We start from the raw sequence: 18,134 nt of genomic DNA, 5'->3' as shown, positions 1-18,134 counted from the left end.
ATGTGCTAATATATATACTATATATATTTTTATATGTCAAATTTCTTGCATATTAATGTAAGTTATGAGATATTATAATAATTTAAAAGAATATATTGTAAATATAAATATATTATAACATAAATATTTTGGGAAAAATAGTATTTAAATTCAAATATTTTGAAGAGAAATAAAATAAGTACAAAATTTTAAAAATATGAAATTTTTTTTGGAGGTAGGATAGTGGAAAAATTATATTATGAAGATCAATATTTAAAAGAGTTTATAGCTGAAATAACAAATATATTAGAAAGAGATGAATTATATTATGTTAGCTTAGATAAAACAGCTTTCTTTCCAGGTGGAGGAGGACAGCATTGTGATTTAGGATATATAGATAATCATAAGGTAATTAATGTTATCGAAGAAAATGGGCAAATATATCATGTAACAGAAACAAAGCCAATAAAGATACATAGAGTAAATTGTAAAATTGATTGGAACAGAAGATTAGATGGAATGCAGCAACATTTAGGACAACATGTTTTATCAGGATGCTTTTTTACATTATTTAATGCAAATACGGTTAGTGTTCATGTAGGAAAGGAAATTAGTACTGTAGATATTCAAGGATATTTAGATGAAGAATCTATTAGAAAAGCTGAAAGATTTGCAAATGAAATAATTGAAGAGAATATAACGGTTGAATTTTTAACTCCAACTAAAAAAGAATTAAAAAAAATAAAGATAAGAAGAGATTTACCTAATACAAATGAACAAATAAGAATAGTAAAAATAGGTGATTTAGATATTAATGCATGTTGTGGAGTACATCCTAGTAGAACACTTGATATTCAGGCTATAAAAATTAAAAGATGGGAAAAGCATAAGGGAGCTACAAGAATTGAATATTTAGCAGGAAAAAGAGCAATAAATGATTATTTTAAAAAAGATGAATTTAGAAATAAAGTTTGTAGATTTTTAAATTGTGGTGAAGATGATGCAATAAATTCAATAAGTAAACTTTCAAATGATTTAAAAAATTTAGCCGATGAGAACAGACAAATTAAATCTGAAATTGGTGAATATCAAATTAAAGATATGATAAAAGAGGCAAAATCAATTGGTAATTTATATGTAGTAACCAAAATATATGATGGTGGAGATGTAAAACATATATCTAAAATTGCAGAAAAAATTACGTTAAATGAAGATATGGTTGTGCTTTTTGCAATAAAGTTTGAAGATAAGGTAAATTTAATATTTGCTTCATCTAAAAATATTAATACTATATCAATGAATGATTTATTAAAAGATACAATAACCTTAATTGATGGTAGAGGTGGAGGAAGTAAGTTTATGGCTCAAGGTGGAGGAAAAAACTCAAGTAATCTTCAAGGGGCTATGGATTATGCTTTACGTAAAATAAGTACAATATAAAACTTATATTAAGTTTTTAGTAAATAGATAATATAATTTTTTATAATAGCTTAAGAATCAATAAGTCAAATCCTTAATTAAAATGATAGCAATTACTTTTATGTTTCATATAATGAATTATAAAAAATATTCATAGGAGATATAATTATGGACAGAAGATTTTTTGAAAATGATAATGTAGAAGACTTATCAAAAAATGAAAGCCAAGAAAGTTTTCAAAAAATAGAAGAAGAAAATGAAGTTCTAAAAGAAAATTATATGTGGAGTGATGAAGAAGATTATTTCTTATCAGAAACAGGCTTAAAAGTAGAAGAGGATAAAAGTGAATCATATGAAAGTAAAGAAGTAGAAAGTGAATCTACATCTAGTGAAAGTTATAATATATTAGAAGAAAACTTAGGCAATGAAGAAATTAATTCTTCAAAAGAAGAAGAGAAAATAGAAGTTGATTGTGAATGTGAACAAGAATCTTCAAGTTTAGATATTTGCAAAGCTTCAGAAGAAAACTCAAATTATAATTATAAATATTATTGTTTTGAAGATGGATACGGATATAGTTATTATAATCAAGAAGAACAAAGTAGTTCAGATGAAAGCAGTAGTATTAATAGTGAAAGTAGTACATCAGAAGAAAGAGATAGATATAGAGAAAATAAAAAATATTATTTAAAAGGTAAAAAAGACGGATATAATGAAGGTTATAATAAAGGTGCAAGAGATGCAATAAAAGCTGCATATAGAGCAGGTTATAAACGTGCATTAAGAGCTATGGGCTATAGAATTTAATATAGTATTAAGTAAAACAGCAATTATTTTTTAATTGCTGTTTTTTTTATAAAAATATAAGTTAATTATTTATACTTATTATTAAAAATGATAATTACATATAAGAATATATTTTAAGGTTAATTACATAATTATATAATAAATAGTAATTTAAGTTAAGTTTGGAGGGTGAAAATGATGGATGAAATAAAAAAAGTTTTATTATTTGGAGTAGGAGCTGTAGCTAGCACCTATGAAAAAGCAGCAGAAGTAGTTGAGGAGCTTGTGAAAAAGGGAAAAATAACAATAGATGAAGGTAAGGAATTAGGCGAAGAGTTAAAAAGAACCTTTAAAGAAAAAACAAAGGAAAGTGAAAATAATAAAATAGAAGGCAATAATTATGTTTTAAGAGATGAGTATGAAGTTTTGAAAGCTAAAGTTTATAAATTAGAAAAATTATTAAATAAGGAAGAAGAAAAGTAAGAAATTTATTGGAGGTAAATTATGGAGGGGAATTCTGTTAATAGATTTAAAGAAATACTAAAGGTATTTACTAATTATGGTCTAGGATATCTTTTAGGTAAAAAAGAAGATAAGATAAAAAATTCCCCTGCAAATCTTAGAAAAGCATTTGAGGAATTAGGACCAACATTTATTAAAATTGGACAAATATTAAGTACAAGACCAGAACTAGTTAATGAAGAATACATAGCAGAATTATCAAAATTACAAGATAATGTTCCAGCAGAAGATTTTGAAAAAATGGCTGAAGTGTTTTATAAAGAATTTTCAAAAAAAATAGAAGATGAGTTTTTATTTATAGATAAAACTCCAATAGCTTCAGCTTCTATAGCACAAGCTTATAGGGGAATTTTAAAGAGTGGGGAAGATGTGGTAATAAAAATTCAAAGACCTAATATTAAAGAAAAAATGGAGATGGATTTTGATATATTACTAAATTTAAGTGAAAGGCTAAGTAAAATATTTAAAGATTCAATAGTAAATCCTAAAGAAATTTTGATTGAAATTAAATTAGCCACTGAAAAAGAATTAAATTTTAATTTTGAAGCTGAAAATATAAAAAAATTTAAGCGTTTAAATGAAAATATAAAATGTATATATGCCCCTTACGTAATAAAAAAATATACAGGAAAGAAAGTTTTAACATTAGAAAATATAGATGGATTTAAAATTAACGATAAGGAATCTATTGAAAGGTTTGGATATAATAAGGATGATATAGCAAAAAAATTAACAATTTCTTATTTTAAACAAGTATTAAAAGATGGATTTTTTCACGGCGATCCTCATCCAGGTAATATATTAATAAGAGATGGACAAATATGTTTTATTGATTTTGGAATAGTAGGAGAGCTATCAAAAGAAAAGCAACAAGAATTAAATAATGCTATTACATCTCTTGCAAATGAAGATATAGATAAATTAACTGATTTTGTTATGAGTATAGGAATAAAGAGTGGAAGGGTTGATAGAGAAATATTATATAAAGACATAGAATATATTTTTAGAAATTATTATACTACATCATTAAAGAATATAAAAATTTCAATTTTATTTCAAGAAATATCAGCTATTGCTAAAAGAAATAATTTAAGATTAGCAAGTGATTTTACAATGCTTGTAAGAACTATGGTAATTATTGAGGGATTAGTTACAGAACTTTCTCCAGAATTAAATCTTATAAATTTAGTTATTCCTTATGTTAAAGAATATTATAAAGATTACTTTTTATCACAATTTGATATAAATGATTATTTATTAAAGGGATATAAAGTTACAAGAGATACTTTAAATGTACCATCAAAGATTGTAACTTTATCAGATACATTTATTAAAGGTAGGGGAAAATTAAATATTTCATTAGAGGACAAAAAAGACTATATAGACGTATTAAATAAAATGATTAATAGATTATCTTTTGCATTAGTTATAGCAGGGATGGTTGTTGCATCATCTTTGATAATTAATAAAAATCCAGAGCCTAAAGTGTATGGTATATCAGTTATTGGAATGGGAGGATATTTTGTTTCTGCAATTTTAGGATTATGGCTTCTTATTTCAATAATTAGATCAGGAAGTTTAAAATAAAAAAGGAAAATGTTTATAATAAACATTTTCCTTTTTGTCTATTTTAAAACCTTTTTTGCAAAATCTAAACCAAAGTTAAAAGCAGTTTCTAAATTTTCTTCGCTAGCTTTAAATATTATTCCTAATGGTTCAGAAACAACATTTAATTTTAATTGCTTATATCTTTCAGTTATATTTTTAAGAGCTTCTCCACTCCATCCATATGAACCAAAGCAACTTGCAGGTAAGCCTCTGTGGATTACAGGATTTAAGGAAGATAAAATAGTCCAAATTTGAGGTAAAGTATCAGCAAGTAAAGTAGGAGAACCAATTAATAATCCACTACATTCATTAATTTCTTTTAAAACTTCATTCATGTCAGCAGTTACTAAATCGTACATTAATATATCTACATCAAAATTAGCTGATTCTATTCCATTTTTTATGGCTTGAGCAATAGTTTCTGTATATCCATAAGCAGTTACATAAGGAATAACTATACTTTGCTTTTCTCTTTTTGTTGGTTGACACCATTCTCTATATAAATTCATAAATTTTTCAATGTTTGATTTATCTAAAACTAAACCATGTCCAGGACAAATATAATTTAGCTTTAAGTCTTTAATTTTATCCATTGCTTTTAGCATAAATGGCTTAAATGGTCCCATAATCATTCTAAAGTAATAATTATAAGCTTCAACATAATCATCTTCTTTATCTTCTTCTATAGAGCTTTTTAAGATACGATCATCACAGTAATGAGCTCCAAAAGAGTCACAAGTTATTAATGTTTCATCTTCAACTACATATGAATACATAGTATCAGGCCAGTGAAGTTGTGGAGCACTAATAAACTTTAAAGTTTTATCTCCTAAAGATAAAGTTTCACCATCTTTTACAACTTTACTATTAAATGGTTTGTTAATAATTTCACTTAAATATTTAATAGCAAGGGAAGAACCAACAACAGTTGCATTTGGTGCATACTCTAATAATTTTTCTACAGATCCTGCATGATCTGGTTCAGTATGATTAACAACAATGTAGTTTATATCTTCTAAATTTGTTATTAAACGAATTTTTTCTAAGTGGTCATCAAAGAATTTTTCTTTTACAGTTTCAAATAAAGCGATACCTTGAGAACCTTTTAATAAATAAGAATTATAAGATGTACCAAATTTAGTTTCCATTATTATGTCAAAAATTCTTAAGTTTGGGTCAAGAGCGCCTACCCAAAATAAGTTTTCAGTTATTTTGAATGTGTTAGCCATGTAAATAATCTCCTTTATATCATACTTTAATCTTTCAATTTACAATTTCTAGTTTTAACCTTATATAATAATTATAGTCTAACAATAATTATTGTCAATAAATTAGAGTAAAAGAAGAATGGAGATTTTAAAATTTTTTAAATTAATTTAGTATATTTTAACATATATTGAGTGTTAAATTAAAGATAATCATTGAATAATCTTTTAATAACCATAGAAAAAATAAATATAAAAATATAGTATTTTCTATTGAAGAATTTACCTTATATTATTATACTGAAAAGTGACAAAAGATTACAAAATTAAATTTTATAAAATTATAATAATAGCCTTTCTAAGAAAAAGACTAGAAAAAATCTTAAAAATAAGTATAATAATTATTAAATAATAATAATTATTTAAAAAACTTAAGAAAATGAAAGAAGGTATATTATCATGGCAAAGAAAATGATGACTATTGATGGTAATACAGCTGCTGCTCACGTAGCATATGCGTTTACAGATGTAGCTGCAATATTCCCTATAACACCATCTACTACAATGGCAGAAGTTGTTGATGAATGGTCTGCACAAGGGAAGAAAAATATTTTTGGACAAACAGTTAACGTTGTAGAAATGCAATCAGAAGCTGGTGCTGCTGGTGCATTCCACGGTTCACTTCAAGCTGGTGCATTAACAACAACTTTCACTGCATCACAAGGTTTATTACTTATGTTACCAAACATGTATAAGGTAGCAGGAGAATTATTACCAGGTGTATTCCATGTAAGTGCTAGAGCAATCGCATCTCAAGCATTATCAATATTTGGAGATCATCAAGACGTTATGGCAGCAAGAATGACAGGTTGTGTAATGCTTGTAGCAGGTTCAGTACAAGAAGTAGCTGACTTAGCTCCAGTATCTCACCTTGCAGCTATAAAGGGAAGATTACCTTTTGTAAACTTCTTTGATGGATTCAGAACATCACATGAAATACAAAAAGTAGAAGTTTTAGATTATGAAGATTATGCAGAAATGCTTGATAGAGAAGCTTTAAAAGAATTTAGAAGTAGAGCATTAACTCCAAATAATCCAGTTACAAGGGGAACTGCTCAAAACTCTGATATTTACTTCCAAACAAGAGAAGCTTCAAATAAATTCTATAACAATATTATTCCAATAGTTGAAGAATACATGGCTAAGATGGAAGAAAAAACAGGAAGAAGCTATGGCTTATTTAACTACTACGGAGCAGAAGATGCAAAAGAAATAATTGTTGCTATGGGTTCAGTTACTGAAGCTATAGAAGAAACTATAGATGAATTAAATGCTAGGGGAGAAAAGTATGGATTAGTTAAAGTACACTTATTCAGACCATTCTCAGTAGAACATTTATTAAAAGTTATACCACAATCTGTAGAAAAGATTTGTGTAATTGACAGAACTAAGGAACCAGGATGTAATGGTGAGCCATTATACTTAGATGTATGTTCTGCATTCTACGGAAAAGAAAATGCACCTAAGATAGTTGGTGGACGTTATGGGTTAGCTTCTAAGGATGTAACTCCTTCAGATATTAAAGCTATATACGATAACTTAAAGAAAGATGATTCTAAAAACTTCTTTACAGTTGGTATAGAAGATGATGTTACTTTCACTTCAATTCCAGTAGAAGAAGAATTAAGAATAGCAACACCAGGAACTGTTAGATGTAAATTCTGGGGATTAGGATCAGATGGTACAGTTGGAGCTAATAAGCAAGCTATTAAGATTATAGGTGAAAATACAGATAAATACGTACAAGCTTACTTTGCATATGACTCAAAGAAATCAGGTGGGGTTACTATGTCTCACTTAAGATTTGGAGATACACCAATAAGATCAACTTACCTTATTGATGAAGCTGATTATATAGCATGTCACGTACAAGCTTATGTAAATCAATATGATTTATTAAAAGGTCTTAAAAAAGGTGGAAACTTCGTATTAAATACAATTTGGAACCAAGAAGAAATAGAAAGAAAATTACCAGCTAATATGAAGAGATATATAGCTGAAAATGAAATAAACTTCTATACTGTTAATGCAACTAAGATTGCTTCTGAAATTGGATTAGGTAGAAGAATAAACATGATAATGCAATCTGCATTCTTTAAGTTAGCAGAAATTATTCCACAAGAAGAAGCAATTGAATACTTAAAAGCTTCAATTAAAAAAGCTTACGGTAAGAAGGGTGACAAAATTGTTAACATGAACTACGAAGCTGTTGAAGCTGGTATGAATTCATTAGTTAAAATAAATGTTCCTGAAAGCTGGAAGACTGCAACTGAAGAAGTTAAGATTGAAACTAAGGAAGTAACAGATTTCGTTAAGAATATAATGAATCCTATGAATGCTTTAGAAGGAGATAAATTACCTGTAAGTGCATTTAATGGATTAGAAGATGGTACATTCCCAGCAGGAACTGCAGCATACGAAAAAAGAGGAGTTGCAACAGAAGTTCCAGAATGGAATATGTCAAAATGTATTCAATGTAACCAATGTGCTTTTGTTTGTCCACATGCATGTATTAGACCAGTTCTAGTAAATGATGAAGAATTAGCTAAGGCACCATCTGGATTTGAAGTTAAGAAAGCTACTGGTAAGACATTAGCAGGATTACACTACAGAATCCAAGTTAGTACATTAGACTGTACTGGATGTAATAACTGTGTTGATATTTGTCCAGCTCCAGGTAAGGCATTAGAAATGAAACCACTTGGAACTCAAGTAGAAACAGAAGTAGCAAACTGGGAATTCTCAGTATCAAAAGAAGTATCAAACAAAGAACACTTAACTCCAGGTAAGACAGTTAAGGATAGCCAATTTAAGCAACCACTTATCGAGTTCTCAGGAGCATGTGCTGGTTGTGGAGAAACTGCATATATCAAATTAGCAACTCAATTATTTGGTGATAGAATGATGATTGCTAATGCAACTGGATGTTCATCAATATGGGGAGGATCAGCACCTTCAACACCATATACTACAAACCATGAAGGTAAAGGACCAGCTTGGGCTAACTCATTATTTGAAGATAATGCTGAATTTGGATATGGTATGTTCTTAGCAGCTGATCAAATGAGAAAGAAAATAGCTTCAAATATGGAAAGCTTAATTTCTATGGATATAGCTGAAGAATATAAAGAAGTATTCAAAAACTGGTTAGAAAATAAAGATAATGGAGAGCTTTCAAAGGTTTCTTCAAGAGAAGTTGAAAGAGTACTTTCAGAAAACAACATTGAAGATAAAGATGCAAAAGCTTTAGTTGAAGAAATTAAAGAAAGAGCTGACTTCTTAGTTAAGAGATCTCAATGGATCCTTGGAGGAGACGGTTGGGCTTATGACATTGGATACGGTGGATTAGACCATGTATTAGCATCTGGACAAGACGTAAATGTATTAGTATTTGATACAGAAATTTACTCAAATACAGGTGGACAATCTTCTAAATCAACTCCTGCAGCAGCAATGGCAAAACTTGCAGCATCAGGTAAGAAGACTAAGAAGAAAGACTTAGGAAGAATGATGATGTCTTACGGAAATGTTTATGTTGCACAAGTAGCTATTGGTGCAGATAAAAACCAAGTAGTTAAAGCAATGCTTGAAGCAGAAGCACATAACGGACCATCAATCATTATTGCTTACTCAACTTGTATCAGCCATGGATTAAAGAAGGGAATGGGATTCTCTATGAGAAACATGGAAGAAGCAGTTAAAGCTGGATACTGGCATCTTTATAGATTTAATCCAGAATTAAAAGAACAAGGAAAGAATCCATTAACTTTAGATTCTAAAGAACCACAAGGAAACTTTAGAGAATTTATAATGGATCAAGTAAGATACGCAGCAATTGCTAAGCAATTCCCAGAACAAGCGGAAGAATTATTCCAAATGACTGAAGAACATGCTAGACAAAAATATGCTGAATTAAAGAAATTATCAGAACAAGAATAAAAATATATAACTGTGATATAATCATAATGTTAGGATTATATCACAGTTTTTTATGTATAATAAATAATATTAAATATATAATAATTTTAAAGGAGAATTAAATTATGAAATATATATTTAAATTAGCTGATAAAGCTCTATTAGATAAAATATATAACTTATATGAAAAGCGTATTGAATGGATGGATGAAGTAGGAATAAAACAATGGAATACAACTAATTATAATGAGGCTTATCCTAAAAGCTATTATAGAAATCAAATAGAAAGTAATAATTTATATGTATTATTAAATGATAGTTTTGAAGTTCTAGGAGCAATTGTTCTTACAGAAGATGATTATAGATGGAATGATTGTAGTAAATATAAAGCATATTATTTACATAACTTTGTAACAGATAATAAAGTTAAAGGAATAGGAAAAGTTATATTAAAAAGTGTAGAAGAGTTAGCTAAGGAAAATAATAAACAAAAATTAAGACTTGATTGTGCTGAAGATAATGAGTTCTTAAATAATTATTATGAAAATTCAGGATATATTTTAGTTGGAAAGTGTATAGATGGAGTATATAAAGGAAATAAAAGAGAAAAAACTTTAAAATAGATAAGGTATATTTAAAATAGAATAAAGGTATAATTGAGGATATTAAAAAATAAGAGCTTATTGCAATTGCAATAAGCTCTATATTTAATGTTATAAAAATTACATTGATTTGTGGAATGTTCTGTTTATAACGTCTAATTGTTGTTCTCTTGTTAATTTAATAAAGTTAACAGCGTATCCAGAAACTCTGATAGTTAATTGTGGATATTCTTCTGGGTGTTCCATAGCATCTAATAAAGTTTCTCTATTAAATACATTTACGTTTAAGTGTTGAGCACCTTGTGAGAAGTATCCATCCATCATAGTACCTAAGTTGTGGATTCTGTTTTCAGGTGTTTTTCCTAATGCATCTGGAACAATTGAGAATGTATTAGAAACACCATCTTGTGAATGTTCATAAGGAATCTTAGCAACTGAGTTTAATGATGCTAATGATCCGCTACAGTCTCTTCCGTGCATTGGGTTAGCTCCTGGTGCAAATGGTTCTCCAGCTTTTCTACCACATGGAGTAGTACCAGTCTTCTTACCATAAACAACGTTTGAAGTGATTGTTAATACTGATTGAGTGTGGTAAGCATCTCTATAAGTCTTGTTTTGTCTGATCTTATTCATCATGCTTTCAACTAACCAAGCAGCAATTTCGTCAGCTCTATCGTCATCATTTCCGTATTTAGGGAAATCACCTTCGATTTCGAAGTCGATAGCAACACCTTCTTCATTTCTTATTGGCTTAACTTTAGCATATTTGATTGCAGAAATAGAGTCAGCACAAACTGATAATCCAGCTATACCACAAGCCATAGTTCTGAATACATCTCTATCATGTAAAGCCATTTGTAATTTTTCATAAGAATATTTATCATGCATGTAGTGGATAACATTTAATGTGTTAACATAAAGGTTAGCTAACCAATCAGTCATAACATCAAATCTTTCCATAACTTCGTTGTAATCTAAGTATTCACCAGTTAATGGAGCAGTCTTAGGACCAACTTGCATTCCATACTTTTCATCTTTACCACCATTTATAGCGTAAAGTAAAGTCTTAGCTAAGTTAACTCTAGCACCGAAGAATTGCATTTGCTTACCAACTTTCATTGCAGATACACAACAAGCGATAGCATAGTCATCTCCCCAGTATGGAGCCATTAAATCATCATTTTCATATTGAACTGAGCTTGTATCAATAGAAACCTTAGAACAGAAATCTTTAAATCCTTGAGGTAATCTAGTAGACCATAAAACAGTTAAGTTTGGTTCTGGTGATGGCCCTAAAGTATATAATGTGTTAAGTACTCTGAAAGAGTTCTTAGTAACTAAAGTTCTACCATCTAATCCCATACCACCAATTGATTCAGTAACCCAAGTTGGATCTCCTGAGAATAAATCGTTGTATTCTGGAGTTCTTAAGAATTTAACTAATCTTAATTTCATTACGAAATGATCCATTAATTCTTGAGCTTCTTCTTCAGTGATAACACCATTTCTTAAATCTCTTTCAATGAAGATATCTAAGAAAGTAGAAGTTCTTCCTAAAGACATAGCAGCACCATTTTGGTCCTTTATAGCTCCTAAGAATCCAAAGTATAACCATTGAATAGCTTCTTTAGCGTTAGTAGCTGGCTTAGATATATCGAATCCGTAGCTAGCAGCTAATCCTTTTAATTCTTTTAATGCAAGAATTTGATCAGAGATTTCTTCTCTTAATCTAATTACTTTTTCATCTATTGTCTTAACTTCTAAGCTTAATTTTTGTTCTTCTTTATCTTGTATTAATCTATCAACACCATATAAAGCAACTCTTCTATAGTCACCTATGATTCTTCCTCTACCATAAGCATCTGGAAGACCAGTAATAACACCAGATTTTCTAGCTAATCTCATTTCTGTAGTATAAGCATCGAAAACACCTTGGTTGTGAGTTTTTCTATATTTGCTGAATATTTCAGAAATTTTAGGGCTTACTTCATATCCATAAGCTTTAGCAGCATTTTCAGCCATTCTGATACCACCGTATGGCATTACAGCTCTTTTTAATGGAGCATCAGTTTGTACACCAACGATTTTTTCGAAAGCTTGGTCAATATAACCAGGATTATATTCATTGATTCCAGATATAGTTTCTGTATCTACATCTAAAACTCCACCGTTTTCTCTTTCTTTTTTGAATAATTCACTAACTTCAGCCCAAAGTTTGTTTGTAGCTTCAGTAGCTCCAGCTAAGAAACTATCATCACCTTCGTATGGAGTATAGTTAGTTTGAATAAAGTTTCTTACGTCAACACTTTTTGTCCACGAACCTGTTTTGAAATCATTCCATTCTTCTCTCATATATAGCGCCTCTTTTCTTAAAATTATTACATCAGTAATGTCATTTAAAATTAAATAATAATTTTATTTAAATAATAATTGTTATTATTTAACAATGGCATGATTAAACTATATCACTAAATTAAAAAATTTTCAATAGTAAAAATAAGAAAATTTTTTAGTGTCCAAATTTAATTTTTACTTAGTAATTCATTAAATATAATAACATAGTATTTATTTATAATCAAAGGAGATATATAGAAAATAGAAAACGATATTGTAGAAAAAAAATTTATTTTTAATAAAATGTAAAAAAAATATCATTATGAAAAATAGATAGTTAAAAAAATAACAATAATATAAATTGAATTTATAAATTTATAAAAATTTATTTTTATATTTTAGAAAGAGTTATTTTATTTAATTATTATTTTTTAAACAAAAAAATATAGGATATAGAAATATAATCTATTATATTGAATTAAAGTTATAATTTTCATAAAAATAGATTAATTTAGAAAAAACATAAAAAAATGTAGACAATGGAATATAATAATGATAAGATAAACAAAGAAAATGATAATTAATATCAATAGAAAATGCTTATCTTTTAAGATTAGCTTTAAAACAAAAGTAAATTATGGAGGAAAATAGATGAAGAAAAGATATTTGGTTATAATTTTAATAATATTATCAATTGCATCAATATTTATTGGTGTATCAAATATTAACTTAAATGATATATTAACCTTTAATACAGATAAGATACATGTTTTAGTTATAAGTAGAATTCCTAGATTAATAGCTATATTAGTTGCAGGAATTGGACTAAGTATAAGTGGACTTATAATGCAACAAATTAGTAAAAATAAATTTGTTTCACCAACAACAGCAGCTACAGCAGACTTTGCAAAATTAGGTATATTATTTTGTATAATGATAATTCCTAATGCAACAACAATGCAAAAAATGATTGTATCATTTATTTTTGCAGGTTTAGGTACAGTTTTATTTATGAAAATGATAAAGTCTATAAAAATAAAAAATATAGTTTTTATTCCTCTAATTGGTATGATGTTAGGGAAAATAGTTGGATCAATTACTACATTTTTTGCTTATAAATATGATTTAGTTCAAAATATTTCTTCTTGGATGGAAGGAGATATGTCATTAATAATGAAAGGAAGCTATGAATTACTTTATTTAAGTATTCCAATGGTAATAATAGCATTTTTGTATGCTAATAAATTTACTATAGTAGGAATGGGAGAAGATTTTGCTATTAATTTAGGGCTTAATTATAACTTAGTAGTAAATGTTGGACTAGCAATAGTTTCATTGATATGTGCAGTAACAATTATTACTGTTGGAAATATACCTTTTTTAGGTCTTATTATTCCTAATATAGTAAGTTTATATAGTGGAGATAACTTAAAGAAGACATTATATCACACAGTGTTATTAGGACCAATATTTTTACTTGCATGTGATATATTAGGTAGAATAATAATATTCCCATTTGAGATGTCAATAAGTTTAACTGTTGGTGTAATTGGAAGTATAATTTTCCTTTATATGATAATAAGGGGGGCAAAAAATGAAGGCTAAGGATAAAAAGAGTATATTTATTTTATCAATATTAACTTTAGTATTAGTAGTTGCATTTCTATTTATTGGAGTAAATAATATTAATTTTAAATATGCTTTATATAGAAGAATTCCTAAAATATATGCAATGATATTAACTGGTGGGGCAATAGGTTTTTCATCTTTAATATTTCAAACTGTAACAAATAACAGAATATTAACACCTAGTATTTTAGGTATAGATTCTTTATATGTATTATTACAAACATCTGTTGTATTTTTATTAGGATCATCTTCGGTGATAATAAGTGATGGAAATATAAATTTTATAATTACAATATCAGCAATGCTTTTATTTTCAAGCTTAATATATAAATTTATATTTAAAAAAAGTAGCAAAAATATATTTACATTATTGTTAGTAGGGGTAGTGTGTGGAACTTTATTTGAAAGCTTAACTACATTTATGCAAGTCTTAATTGATCCAGTAGAATTTCAAGTAGTACAAGACAAAATGCAAGCTAGTTTTAATAATGTAAATACAGATTTACTATTTATATCAAGTATAGTAATAATTATTTGTATGGGATATGTATATGATTATTTAAAAATATTAGATGTCATGTCCCTTGGAAGAGAACAAGCTATAAACTTAGGTGTAGATTATGACAAGATAATGAAAAAGATGTTAGTAGTTATAGTTTTATTAACATCAGTTGCTACAGCCTTAGTTGGACCTATAACATTTTTAGGGTTACTTGTAGTAAATATATCAAGACAGCTTATTTCAAGCTATAAACATAGTATGTTAGGAATAGCAACTATATTAATTAGTGTAATTGCATTAATAGGTGGACAATTATTAGTTGAGCAATTAATGGATTTTGGAGTTTCAGTAAGTGTAATAATTAATTTTATTGGAGGAATTTATTTCATTTACTTAGTAATGAAGGAGAGAAATAGATGATAGAAGTAAAGAATATAAGTAAGGCTTATGGAAATAAAAAAGTAGTAGATAACGTATCTTTAAAAATTGAAGAAGGAAAAATCACTTCATTTATAGGACCGAATGGAGCAGGTAAAAGTACACTTCTTTCAATAATGAGTAGGCTTTTAAAAAGAGATTCTGGAGAAGTTTTAATAGATGGTAAGGATATATTAAAATGGGATAATAAAGAGCTAGCTAAAAAGATAGCAATTTTAAGGCAATCAAATAATATTAATATTAGATTAACAATTAGGGAATTAGTTAGTTTTGGGAGATTTCCACATTCACAAGGAAATTTGAAGGAAGAGGATTATAAGTATATAGATGAAGCAATTGAATATATGAAGCTTAAAGAATTTGAAGATAGATATTTAGATGAATTAAGTGGTGGGCAAAGGCAAAGAGCATATATTGCAATGGTAATAGCTCAAAATAGTGATTATATATTTTTAGATGAACCTTTAAATAATTTAGATATGAAGCATTCTGTTGAAATTATGAAAATTTTAAGAAAGCTTTGTGATGATTTAAATAAAACAGTTGTAATAGTTATACATGACATTAATTTTGCATCATGCTATTCAGATTATATAGTAGCATTAAAGGATGGACATCTTGTTAAAAATGGAGTAGCTGAAGAAACCATACAAAAAGAAGAGCTGGAAAATATTTATGAAATAGACTTCCATATTGAAAATATAAACAATAGAAATATATGTGTATATTTCTAAAAGATAAGTTAGAAAATTAAGAAGTTTTATTTTTAAATAAAAAGATTTATTGATAATGAATATCAATATTATAATTTTTAAAAGCTTGACAATTAAATTATAAAAAGAGAGGTAGAACATAATGAAAAAAAAGACAATTATATCAATATTAGTTTTATTAGTAGTAGTTCTTGGGATATTTGGAATTACAAAGTTTGTTGGAGCAGAAGGAAATAATGAAGGAGAAAAAGTTTTAGTAAGTCATGAATTAGGTCAAACGTCAGTTAACAAAAATCCTAAAAAAATAGTTGTATTTGATTATGGAATTTTAGATTCATTAGATAAATTAGGTGTTGAAGGCATAGTTGGTTTAGTTCAAGATGGGCTTCCAGAACATTTAAATAAGTTTTCAAGCAAGGATTATTCAAGTGTTGGATCTTTAAAAGAACCAGATATGGAAAAAATATTTGAATTAACTCCAGATTTAATAATAATTTCTGGAAGACAAGCTGATTATTATGAAGAGTTAAATAAAATTGCGCCAACAATACATTTAGGTGTAAATAATGAAAATTATTTAGAATCATTTACTCAAAATATGAATGTATTAGGTGAAATATTTGGTAAAGAAAAAGAAGTTAAAACTGAACTTACAAATATAACAGAAGCAATTGAAAAATTAAATTCCAAGGTTACAGAAAAAGGTGTTAATGGACTTATAACACTTGCTAATGATGGTTCATTTAGTGTATATGGAGCAGAATCAAGATTTGGAATAATTCATAATAGTTTTGGTGTAACTCCTATTGATAATACTATAGAAGCTTCAACTCATGGCCAAAAGGCTTCATTTGAATATGTTTTAGAAAAAAATCCACAATATTTATTTGTAGTTGATAGAGCTGCTGTTGCTGGAGGTACAACTTCTGCTAAAGAATTATTTGAAAATGAGTTAATGAAAAAAACAGATGCTTATAAAAATAACAATATAGTATATTTAAATCCAAGCATTTGGTATACAGCAACAGGTGGATTTACATCAACTATGATAATGGTAGAAGAAATAGATAACGCAATAAAATAAAATTAATAATTAAAATAAGCTAGTTACTTTTTAGTAGCTAGTTTATTTTTATTTTTAAATTTAAATAAAATATTTGATGTTTTGAAATATAAAAATAAACAATAAAATAAAATTAATATAAGTATTCTATTTTATTAAAACAAGATAGTAAAATAGAAATTGACATATAATTCCATAAAGAGTATATTATTATTAATTTTAACACTTTAAAGTGCTAAGGGAGGAGATTTAAATTAAAAATATAGTACCAGAAGGAACTAGAGATTTTACTATTGATGAATGTAAAAAAAGACGTCAGATTATTAAAACTATAACTAATGTTTTTGAAAAGTGGGGATATGAAGAAATTTCAACTCCTACCGTAGAGTACTATGAAACCTTTAATCATAAAACTCAAAGTTTAAAAGAAGAAGAAATGTATAAGTTTTTTGATAAGAATGGGAAAATACTTGTCTTAAGGCCAGATATGACAGTACCAGTAGCTAGAATGATAAATACTAAATTAAAGGATATGACATTGCCTTTAAAGCTTTTTTATACTGCAAATGTATTTAGGGTTCATGAAAGTTTAGAAGGAAAGACAAATGAACACTTAGATTGTGGAGTAGAGCTAGTTGGTGGAGATGGAGAAATAATAGATTTAGAAATTTTAGTAACAGCATTAGAAGTGTTAAAGGCATTGAATACAAGGGAAAATTTTAAGTTAGAAATTGGAGATGTAAATATTTTAACCTCTGCAATTGATGAAATGAATTTAAATGAAGAGGATAAAGAAAATGTAATCAGCCTTATTAATAGGAAAAGTTTAATAAATTTGAAAGATTATTTAAATAATTTAAATATAAAAGATGAATATAAAGAATTTTTAACTACCTTGCCCTGGCTTTTTGGAGGATATGAGATGATAGAAAAGGCCAAAAGGTTAGCTTTTTGTAATAAAGTTAAAGAAAATATTTTATATTTAGAAAGTATATTTTTAAATTTAAGAGAACTAGGATATGAAAAATATATATCAGTAGATATGAGTATGGTTCCAAGAGTCAATTACTATTCAGGAATTATTTTTAAAGGATATGTATCAGGCATAGGGTCTACTGTATTAAAAGGTGGAAGGTATAATAGTTTATTAGAGAACTTTGGAAGAAAAACTTCAGCAATTGGATTTTCAGTTGATGTAAATTTATTAATTGATTCTTGTGATTATGATAGAAAGCTTGATAAAAGTTCTATTTTATTAGAAAAAGATAATTATTTAACAAAGCTAAAGGAATCAATAGAGAAAACAAGGAATGGTAAATATTTAGAAATTATGTATAAACATTAAAGTAGGTGATT

Annotated in this window: 13 protein-coding genes; 11 read left to right on the top strand and 2 right to left on the bottom strand. The window is 27.4% G+C overall.

Annotation, left to right across the window (positions count from 1 at the left end; genetic code table 11):
• Nucleotides 1-222: 222 nt before the first annotated feature.
• The 4 genes from QZ321_RS03450 to QZ321_RS03435 all read left to right on the top strand — a co-directional run bounded on the left by QZ321_RS03450 (nt 223) and on the right by QZ321_RS03435 (nt 4,293).
• On the top strand, nt 223-1,419 hold the full coding sequence (locus QZ321_RS03450) for a DHHA1 domain-containing protein (RefSeq protein ID WP_291749583.1): 1,197 nt from the start codon (nt 223-225) through the stop codon (nt 1,417-1,419).
• Nucleotides 1,420-1,566: 147 nt separating this feature from the next.
• On the top strand, nt 1,567-2,205 hold the full coding sequence (locus QZ321_RS03445) for a hypothetical protein (protein ID WP_291749580.1): 639 nt from the start codon (nt 1,567-1,569) through the stop codon (nt 2,203-2,205).
• A 174-nt stretch (nt 2,206-2,379) separates the two neighbouring features.
• A complete protein-coding gene (locus tag QZ321_RS03440; RefSeq protein ID WP_291749577.1) occupies nt 2,380-2,667 on the top strand; it encodes a hypothetical protein in 288 nt (95 codons plus the stop codon).
• A gap of 21 nt (nt 2,668-2,688) precedes the next feature.
• Nucleotides 2,689-4,293 (top strand): AarF/ABC1/UbiB kinase family protein, encoded by a 1,605-nt coding sequence (locus QZ321_RS03435; protein WP_291749574.1) that lies wholly within the window; start codon nt 2,689-2,691, stop codon nt 4,291-4,293.
• 38 nt (nt 4,294-4,331) lie between these two features.
• On the opposite strand, the gene QZ321_RS03430 is transcribed toward QZ321_RS03435, so the two are convergent.
• Nucleotides 4,332-5,543, bottom strand: coding sequence for an FprA family A-type flavoprotein (locus QZ321_RS03430; RefSeq protein WP_291749571.1), 1,212 nt, complete (start codon nt 5,541-5,543; stop codon nt 4,332-4,334).
• Between the two features lie 435 nt (nt 5,544-5,978).
• On the opposite strand from QZ321_RS03430, the gene nifJ reads away from it, so the two are divergent.
• The gene (gene nifJ, locus QZ321_RS03425; RefSeq protein ID WP_291749568.1) at nt 5,979-9,518 is read left to right on the top strand and encodes a pyruvate:ferredoxin (flavodoxin) oxidoreductase; all 3,540 of its coding nucleotides are present in this window, start codon (nt 5,979-5,981) and stop codon (nt 9,516-9,518) included.
• Between the two features lie 104 nt (nt 9,519-9,622).
• Nucleotides 9,623-10,120, top strand: coding sequence for a GNAT family N-acetyltransferase (locus QZ321_RS03420; RefSeq protein ID WP_291749564.1), 498 nt, complete (start codon nt 9,623-9,625; stop codon nt 10,118-10,120).
• 99 nt (nt 10,121-10,219) lie between these two features.
• Here the strand turns inward: QZ321_RS03420 and pflB are convergent, their stop codons facing one another.
• Nucleotides 10,220-12,451 carry a formate C-acetyltransferase gene (gene pflB, locus QZ321_RS03415; protein ID WP_291739920.1) on the bottom strand — a complete coding sequence of 744 codons (2,232 nt, stop codon included), beginning with the start codon at nt 12,449-12,451 and terminating at the stop codon, nt 10,220-10,222.
• 633 nt (nt 12,452-13,084) lie between these two features.
• On the opposite strand from pflB, the gene QZ321_RS03410 reads away from it, so the two are divergent.
• The 5 genes from QZ321_RS03410 (at nt 13,085) to hisZ (ending at nt 18,123) form a co-directional block, all read left to right on the top strand.
• Entirely contained in the window at nt 13,085-14,038 is a 954-nt protein-coding gene (locus tag QZ321_RS03410) for an iron chelate uptake ABC transporter family permease subunit (protein WP_291747569.1), read from the top strand.
• The gene (locus tag QZ321_RS03405) at nt 14,028-14,984 is read left to right on the top strand and encodes an iron chelate uptake ABC transporter family permease subunit (protein ID WP_291747571.1); all 957 of its coding nucleotides are present in this window, start codon (nt 14,028-14,030) and stop codon (nt 14,982-14,984) included. Before QZ321_RS03410 ends, QZ321_RS03405 begins: the two co-directional genes overlap by 11 nt.
• The gene (locus QZ321_RS03400) at nt 14,981-15,736 is read left to right on the top strand and encodes an ABC transporter ATP-binding protein (RefSeq protein ID WP_291747573.1); all 756 of its coding nucleotides are present in this window, start codon (nt 14,981-14,983) and stop codon (nt 15,734-15,736) included. The genes QZ321_RS03405 and QZ321_RS03400 overlap by 4 nt, the downstream gene beginning before the upstream one ends.
• A gap of 121 nt (nt 15,737-15,857) precedes the next feature.
• The gene (locus QZ321_RS03395; RefSeq protein ID WP_291747575.1) at nt 15,858-16,799 is read left to right on the top strand and encodes a siderophore ABC transporter substrate-binding protein; all 942 of its coding nucleotides are present in this window, start codon (nt 15,858-15,860) and stop codon (nt 16,797-16,799) included.
• 232 nt (nt 16,800-17,031) lie between these two features.
• Nucleotides 17,032-18,123, top strand: coding sequence for an ATP phosphoribosyltransferase regulatory subunit (gene hisZ / locus QZ321_RS03390; RefSeq protein ID WP_294196318.1), 1,092 nt, complete (start codon nt 17,032-17,034; stop codon nt 18,121-18,123).
• Nucleotides 18,124-18,134 lie beyond the last annotated feature (11 nt).

Source organism: uncultured Clostridium sp., from assembly GCF_910588715.1.
In the GTDB taxonomy this organism is placed as follows: Bacteria; Bacillota; Clostridia; order Clostridiales; family Clostridiaceae; genus Clostridium.
This window is presented reverse-complemented; position numbering and strand designations above follow the sequence as displayed.

What these genes read in the sequence shown, in the direction of transcription:
- QZ321_RS03410 (WP_291747569.1), top strand. Translation starts at nt 13,085, where the DNA reads ATGAAGAAAAGATATTTGGTTATAATTTTAATAATATTATCAATTGCA.
- QZ321_RS03430 (WP_291749571.1), bottom strand. Translation starts at nt 5,543, where the DNA reads ATGGCTAACACATTCAAAATAACTGAAAACTTATTTTGGGTAGGCGCT.
- QZ321_RS03400 (WP_291747573.1), top strand. Translation starts at nt 14,981, where the DNA reads ATGATAGAAGTAAAGAATATAAGTAAGGCTTATGGAAATAAAAAAGTA.
- QZ321_RS03445 (WP_291749580.1), top strand. Translation starts at nt 1,567, where the DNA reads ATGGACAGAAGATTTTTTGAAAATGATAATGTAGAAGACTTATCAAAA.
- QZ321_RS03405 (WP_291747571.1), top strand. Translation starts at nt 14,028, where the DNA reads ATGAAGGCTAAGGATAAAAAGAGTATATTTATTTTATCAATATTAACT.
- nifJ (WP_291749568.1), top strand. Translation starts at nt 5,979, where the DNA reads ATGGCAAAGAAAATGATGACTATTGATGGTAATACAGCTGCTGCTCAC.
- QZ321_RS03395 (WP_291747575.1), top strand. Translation starts at nt 15,858, where the DNA reads ATGAAAAAAAAGACAATTATATCAATATTAGTTTTATTAGTAGTAGTT.
- QZ321_RS03420 (WP_291749564.1), top strand. Translation starts at nt 9,623, where the DNA reads ATGAAATATATATTTAAATTAGCTGATAAAGCTCTATTAGATAAAATA.
- QZ321_RS03435 (WP_291749574.1), top strand. Translation starts at nt 2,689, where the DNA reads ATGGAGGGGAATTCTGTTAATAGATTTAAAGAAATACTAAAGGTATTT.
- pflB (WP_291739920.1), bottom strand. Translation starts at nt 12,451, where the DNA reads ATGAGAGAAGAATGGAATGATTTCAAAACAGGTTCGTGGACAAAAAGT.
- QZ321_RS03440 (WP_291749577.1), top strand. Translation starts at nt 2,380, where the DNA reads ATGATGGATGAAATAAAAAAAGTTTTATTATTTGGAGTAGGAGCTGTA.